At 73.2% G+C, this 6845-nt stretch carries 5 protein-coding genes; 4 read left to right on the plus strand and 1 reads right to left on the minus strand.

Annotation, left to right across the window (positions count from 1 at the left end; all coding sequences use genetic code 11):
• The first annotated feature begins 593 nt into the window (after positions 1 to 593).
• The 4 genes from pabB (at position 594) to GTY84_RS29170 (ending at position 5558) form a co-directional block, all read left to right on the plus strand.
• On the plus strand, positions 594 to 3008 hold the full coding sequence (gene pabB / locus GTY84_RS34290) for an aminodeoxychorismate synthase component I (RefSeq protein ID WP_161229401.1): 2415 nt from the start codon (positions 594 to 596) through the stop codon (positions 3006 to 3008).
• A gap of 470 nt (positions 3009 to 3478) precedes the next feature.
• Entirely contained in the window at positions 3479 to 4279 is an 801-nt protein-coding gene (locus GTY84_RS29160) for an aminotransferase class IV (RefSeq protein ID WP_161229402.1), read from the plus strand.
• Positions 4280 to 4356: 77 nt separating this feature from the next.
• Positions 4357 to 4659, plus strand: a complete 303-nt coding sequence (locus tag GTY84_RS33210) for a hypothetical protein (protein WP_202551961.1) — start codon at positions 4357 to 4359, stop codon at positions 4657 to 4659.
• 242 nt (positions 4660 to 4901) lie between these two features.
• The gene (locus GTY84_RS29170; RefSeq protein WP_161229403.1) at positions 4902 to 5558 is read left to right on the plus strand and encodes a maleylpyruvate isomerase family mycothiol-dependent enzyme; all 657 of its coding nucleotides are present in this window, start codon (positions 4902 to 4904) and stop codon (positions 5556 to 5558) included.
• A gap of 993 nt (positions 5559 to 6551) precedes the next feature.
• Here GTY84_RS29170 and GTY84_RS34795 read toward each other — a convergent pair.
• Positions 6552 to 6674, minus strand: a complete 123-nt coding sequence (locus GTY84_RS34795; protein ID WP_272919295.1) for a hypothetical protein — start codon at positions 6672 to 6674, stop codon at positions 6552 to 6554.
• Between the last annotated feature and the right edge of the window lie 171 nt (positions 6675 to 6845).

Below are 6845 nucleotides of genomic sequence, written 5' to 3' on the forward strand. Positions count from 1 at the left end.
CGGACATCCCCCCGGCGTACGGCTGATTCACCTCTGTCGGTTCAGCAGCTCCGCATCCTAAAAGCGATCACGCGCACACTGTCAAGACCGGCGGCACGACGTGACGGCCATCTCACGGAATGGCCAATTCCCCTCTCCGTCGATTCCCGTGCAACGCGCATATACACCCGTCGCGATCCGGGCAGATGGCATTTGACAGAACGTGTAAGCCCGGTACGGTCTCCCAATGTCGAAAAGGGGACGGGGCCCGCTCCCGCACTCCCTGGCCGCACAGAATCGGGGGGAAATGTCGGATATTTTGCGAAGTATCATGCTCTTCGCACGCCCAGGAATGGCCGATTCCCTCCGATATGCCCGGGGTTACGGACTGTCGACCTGACGGTCACCCGCCCTCCCGTCCCGCGGACCGCCGCCACCCCGTTCACGCCAGGATCGCGTCAGGACCCGATGGAGTTCACCCCGTTCGGTCCCCCCGTTCCCTTTTGGCTTGAACCCCGTCTGTTTCCCCGCGCGCCATCGCGCGCCGGCCTGGCATGGCCAGACTTCGACATCCTGGCTCGAATTCGTCCCTGCCGCGATCTCGTGAGGTGAGTATGCGCACTCTCCTGGTGGATAACTACGACTCCTTCACCTTCAATCTGTTCCATCTCCTCGCGGAGGCGAACGGGCAGGAGCCAGTCGTGATCCGCAATGATGAGCCAGGGTGGAGAACCGGCCAACTCCAGGATTTCGACAATGTCGTCCTGTCCCCCGGCCCCGGAACCCCGGGGCGCCCCGAGGACTTCGGCATCTGCACCGACATCGTGCGCGCCGCGGACCGCCCGGTCCTCGGCGTGTGCCTCGGCCACCAGGGAATCGCCCTGCTCAACGGCGCCCCCGTGCTCCTCGCCCCCGAGCCCCGGCACGGCCGCGTCTCCCCGGTGGAGCACCTCGGTACGGACCTCTTCGCCGGAATCCCCTCCCCCTTCGACGTCGTCCGCTACCACTCCCTGACCGTCGGCGACCTGCCGGCGGACACCCTGGAGGCCACCGCCTGGACGCCGGACGGCATCCTGATGGGCCTGCGCCACCGCCGCCTGCCGCTGTGGGGCGTGCAGTTCCACCCCGAGTCGATCTCCAGCGAGCACGGATTACGCCTGGTCCGGAACTTCCGCGACCTCACCGCCCGCTGGCAGGAGAAGCACGGCGCACGCAGTTCGGCCGCCCCGGCCGGGCCCGCCCGCGCCACCGTCGGGGAAACCGCCGCGCCGCCGAGACGGCTGCGGGTGCTCACCGAGGAACTGCCGACCGCGTGGGACCCCGAGGTGGTCTTCGAGGAGCTGCTGCGTGGCGGAAACCATGCGTTCTGGCTTGACAGCAGCCGCGCCGACGGCGGCCTGGGGCGGTTCTCCATCATGGGCGACGCCTCCGGCGAACTGGCCCGCGTCGCCTCGGCGGACGTGGCCTCGGGCACCGTCACGGTGATGACGGGCAACCGCTCCACCGGGGAGCCGTTCGCGACCCGGCGGGACTTCCTGGACTGGATCGACGACGACCTGCGCTCCCTCCGGGTCGACGTCCCCCCGCTCCCCTGCGACTTCGCCCTCGGCTGGGTCGGGTACCTGGGCTACGAACTCAAGGCGCAGTGCGGCGCCGGACCCGTCGTCCACCACCCGGAGGAGCCCGACGCCACGATGGTGTTCGCCGCGCGGGCCCTGGTCTTCGACCATCTGACCGGCACGACGCATCTGCTCGCGCTGGCGCCGGGGGACGACGCCACGGACGCCGCCGGTGACCTGGGGGGTGCGGGTGCCGTCGGTGGTGCGGGCGGCGCGGACGCCGGTGGCGCGGATGACCTGGGCGGTACGGGTCCCGCCGGTGGTCCGGGCGGCGCGGACGCCGGTGGCGCGGGTGCCCCGGGCGGCTCGGGCCGTACGGAGGGCGCGGGCGGGACGGACGCGGGAGCTGACGCGGGCGGGACGGACGCGGGGTCCGGCGCGGGCGGGGCTGAGGCCGCCCCCGGCGCGGGCGGGGCGGCGGCGGAGGCGCGCGGCTGGCTGCGCACCACGGCCGAGCGGCTGCGCGCCCTCGCGGGCCAGGATCCCGCCCCGGTCGTCCCCCCGCAGTCCGTCCACGCGGACGACCTGCGGCTGCGCCACGACCGGGAGGCCTATCTGGAGCGCATCCGGCGCAGCCAGGAGGACATCACCGCGGGCGAGACCTACGAGGTCTGCCTCACCAACATGGTGCACAGCGAGACCAAGATCGACCCCTGGGACGGCTACCGCTTCCTCCGCCGCGCCAGCCCCGCCCCCTTCGCCTCGCTCCTCCTCTTCGGGGACCTGTCCGTCCTCAGCACCTCCCCGGAGCGGTTCCTGCGGATCGGCGCCGACGGGCTGGCCGAGTCCAAGCCGATCAAGGGCACGCGCCCGCGCGGCGCCACCACCCAGGAGGACGAGGCGCTCCGGGCGGACCTGCGGAGCAACGAGAAGGACCGCTCCGAGAACCTCATGATCGTCGACCTGGTCCGCAACGACCTCGGCCGGTGCGCGGAGGTCGGCTCGGTCCATGTGCACAAGCTGTTCGACGTGGAGACCTACGCCACCGTCCACCAGCTCGTCAGCACCGTGCGTGCCCGGCTGCGGAAGGACACGACGGCCGTGGAGTGCGTCCGCGCGGCCTTCCCCGGCGGCTCGATGACCGGCGCCCCCAAGATCCGCACCATGCAGATCATCGACGCCCTGGAGGAGGGCCCCCGGGGCGTCTACTCCGGAGCGATCGGCTACTTCTCCCTGTCCGGCGCCGCCGACCTGAGCATCGTGATCCGCACCGCCGTCATCACCCCCACGGGCATCCGCTACGGCGTCGGCGGGGCCATCGTCGCCCTCTCCGACCCCGACGCGGAGTACGAGGAGACGATCACCAAGACGGCCCCACTGCTGCGGCTCCTGGACACCGGCTTCCCCGGCCGGGAACCCCGCGGACTGCCCACCGCCGCCCGCCCGGTCGCGGGCACGGTGTCCCCTTGAGCACGGCACCGGCGCGGGGGGCCGGGGAACGGCTCCATGTGTTCACCCGGGCGGGAGAGCTGCGCGAGGTGGAGGGCGGGGAGGGGGGCCCTTCGGGTTCGCCGGGGTCGCCCGGGTGGCCGGGGTTGCCCGGGTCGCCAGGGTCGCCGGGGGTGCCCGGGTCGCTCAGGTCTCCGGGGGCTCCGGGAGGCCCCGGGGTTCCGGGCTCCCTGGGGCTTTCGGGTTCGCGGTCCGTCTCCGGCTCACCGGGAGGCGGTCCGGGGGACCGGGCCGGGGCCGACGGACCGCGCCGCCCGGACGGTGCGCGGGACGGCGGCGGTGCGCGGGACCGGGACGGTACGCGGCACGCGGGTGGTGCGTGGGACCGGGACGGTGCGCGGAACGGTGGCGGTACGCGGGACCGGGACGGCGTACGGGACCGGGACGGCGCGGGGCTCCGTGCAGGCGGCCCCGCCGCTCCGGCGCCATCAGTGCCCCCGGGGCTTCCCGGGCCCACCAGACTCCTCGCCCCGGCCGCGCTCCCGGAACTGCTCGCGGCGGACTCCTGGCTGGTCGCCGACGGGGCCGTACGCGCCCTTGCCCGGCACCAACAGCGCTTCGCCGCCTCCTGCGCCGCACTCGCCGGGCTCCCCGCACCGCTTCTCGGCGCCTTCTGGGCCGCCATGACGGGGCTGCTGCCGCGGGGCCCCGGCACATGGTTCCCCCGCGTCGAACTGGAGCGGGCGGCCGGGGACGCCCACCCGGACACCGTCCACCCCGGCGGCGTCCGCCTGCTGTACCGGCAGCGACCGGCGCCGCCGCTGCGGGAGACGACCCGGGTCTGGGGGACGACCGTCCCCGACCCCCGCGGGAACCCCCGGCACAAGGGGCCCGACCTGGGCACCCTGGCCGCCGTACGGGGCAGGGCAGCGGCGGCGGGAGCCGACGAGGCGCTCCTGGTCTCCGCCGACGGAGTCGTGCACGAGGCCGTCAACTCCTCCCTGCTGTGGTGGGAGGGGGACGTGCTGTGCCACCCGGCGGCGGAGCTGCCCACCCTGCCCGGCGTCACCGCACGGCTGATCATCGAGGAGGTCCGGCGAAGGGGCGTCGAGGTGGCGCCCCGCCGGTGCCGGCTGCCCGCCCTGGCGGGCCGCGAGGTCTGGGTGACCAACGCCCTGCACGGGCTGACGCCGGTCACGGCCTGGACGGAGAGCACCCTCGGCACCGGCGCGCCGGCACGGGCGGCCGGATGGCGGACCTGGCTGGAGGCCCTCCGGACACCACTGCCGTAGCGCCGCGCCCGCCCCCGCTCATCGTGCCCCTCCCCTCCCCACTCCCACGTCCCCACCGTCAGCGAAGGAGCATCCCCTTGTCCCTGCCGCGACAGCAGAGCACCGCGTCCCCGTCCACCGCGCAGCACACGCGCATGGAAGAGATCGACGCCGCCATCATCACCCTCGTGCGGGAGCGCCTGACCGCCATGACCGAACTGGAGGACCAGCGCCGGAACGGCAGGGCGCCACGCACGGAACTCGCCCGCGAGAACGCCGTCTTCCGCCGCTACGAAACGGAACTCGGCCCGCTGGGTACGCGGTTGGCCATGCTCCTGACGAGCACCAAGGCCCCCGGGGCAGCCGCGTCCGGCACTCCCCACGACACCTCGGCCGGCTGACCCCGGGAAGCGCCCCCGGCCCCCGCCGCGACGGGACGGGGGCCGCGACCGGACGGGGTTCGGAGGAGAATCCCCGCACCCGCCGGACGGAACCGCGGCGCAGGGCACGGGGAGCCAGCCGGAACGGGGCCTGCTGGAACGGGGCCCGCCGGAACGGGGCCTGCCCCGAGCGATGAGTTCGCCGCCGATCCGGAGTCACCCCTACCGCAAGGGCAGGGAACGACCACCGAGGAGCGACGGCCATGCGGCATCCGGAACGTGTCAGGGAAGAACGCGTGAGGGAAGTCTGGGAGATCGTCCACACGGAGCGCGCGGCGCTGATCCGGGACCTGGAGGGCCTCGACGACGCGTGCTGGGAGCGGCCGTCGCTCTGCGAGGGGTGGACGGTCCACGACGTCGCCGCCCATCTGGTCGACTCGGCGCGCACGACCCGTCCGGGCTTCGTGGCCGGCCTCGTCCGCGCGCGGTTCGACTTCCACCGCCAGAACGCCCGCGGGGTGACCCGCGAGCGCGGAGCGACGCCACGGGAGACGCTGGCACGGCTGCGCGCGGTGGCCGCGCGGACGACGGCCCCTCCGGGCCCCCTGGACAGCCGCGTCGTCGAGGAGATCGTCCACGGCGAGGACATCCGCCGCCCGCTGGGCCTCACCCGCGCCTATCCCCGGGAGGCCGTGGTCCGGGCACTCCGCCACCAGGCGGGCACCCCGGCGTCCTTCGGCGGCGCGAGGGAACTCCTGACCACGCTCAGCCTCAGGGCGACGGACACCGACCTCGTCCTCGGCGAGGGCCCGGAGGCGAGCGGCCCGGCCCTCGCCCTGCTCCTCGCGCTCACGGGCCGCGAAACGGCACTGCCCGAGGTGCACGGCGAGGGCCGCGACAGGCTCACCCCCCGAGCCTGACCCCCCACACCCCCGGAGCCGGGCCGCCCGGCTCCGGGCCCACGGCCACGGCCACGGCCACGAGGGGCAGCGCCCCCACTCCCGGAGCACACACGCCCCGGACGCCCACCGGTCCCTCAGCTCCCCAGGCCCGGCCCCACCCCGACCGGGCCGCATCACAGCAGCGAAGTCCTGGGCTCCCCGAGCCGCCCCGACGACACCCACCGCCCGCGCCGCCCCGCCACCGCGCATCTCACACACCGCACGTCCCCCGGGGCAGACCCCCGCCCCAACACCATCCGCTACGCTGTCCCTGGTCAGGAACCAACGCCCACAGGCACCACCGGGCACCCACCGGATCCTGCCCAGCGGGCTTGCCAACCTGGCCGAGGATCCACACCCTGGACCCCCGACAAGGTCCCTCCAGGCCCTCGCCTCCGTGGGATCTGCCGAAAACGCTCCAGGCCCAGGTCAGCGCCTTAACGCGGACGCCTCCGAAACGGGCCACCCGGGATTTCAAAACGCCCCCGGCTTGTACGCACGCGACCCAGCGCTGGGGTGCCCGCTGCGGGGACCGGCTCCAAGGCATCAGTACAGGACACCGTCGTGCCATGCACCAATCGATAGCAGTTCGCGCTGCGCTGGCCGTCATGTGCGCTGCGTTGCATGCGCCTTTCCGCACGGTGGGCCCTGTCCTCCTCGATGCACCCAGTAGTGCGGGACGCCGGTCTCGGGGTCCTTACGGAGCCTCATTGTGAGGTCCCGGTAGGAGGATGCCGCATCGATCAGATCGGTGGGGCGGGGGTGCCACAGGGAGGCGATCCACGTCCTTCGCGAACCAGCCTTCCGCGGGCAACCCTATTGATTGCGGCCGTCACGAGCATGGCAATGCCGGTATTCCACGCTCGGCGCATGGATGGTGAGCGGAGCCGGGAGTGATGAGGGCGCTCCAACTCAGACCCAAGGGGCCGACTCCGTCGGGAGTCGGCCCCTTGGACCTTCAGCGGGGAGGCCCTACTCCGACAGGTTTCTCCATCGGCGGGACAGCACGTCGGCTCGGCGGACCGAGTCCAGTGCCAGGTCGTATCGGAGGTCCAGGCGCAGGCCGCTGTAGATCAGCTTCCGCTCGTGAAGCAACTCGGCGATCGGCGTGGACTATTCCGGGACGTCGCACTCCGTGACGCTCTCCGCCAGCGACATCGCCCGGTCCGAGGGAGGCCACCTCGAAGTGCTTATTCCCGCGCTGGAGGAATTCCTGCCGCCGGTTGTCGCTCTGGCTAGCGAAGAAATCGGCCTTGTTGATCAGGA

This window comes from Streptomyces sp. SID8352 (assembly GCF_009862265.1).
Lineage (GTDB): Bacteria > Actinomycetota > Actinomycetes > Streptomycetales > Streptomycetaceae > Streptomyces.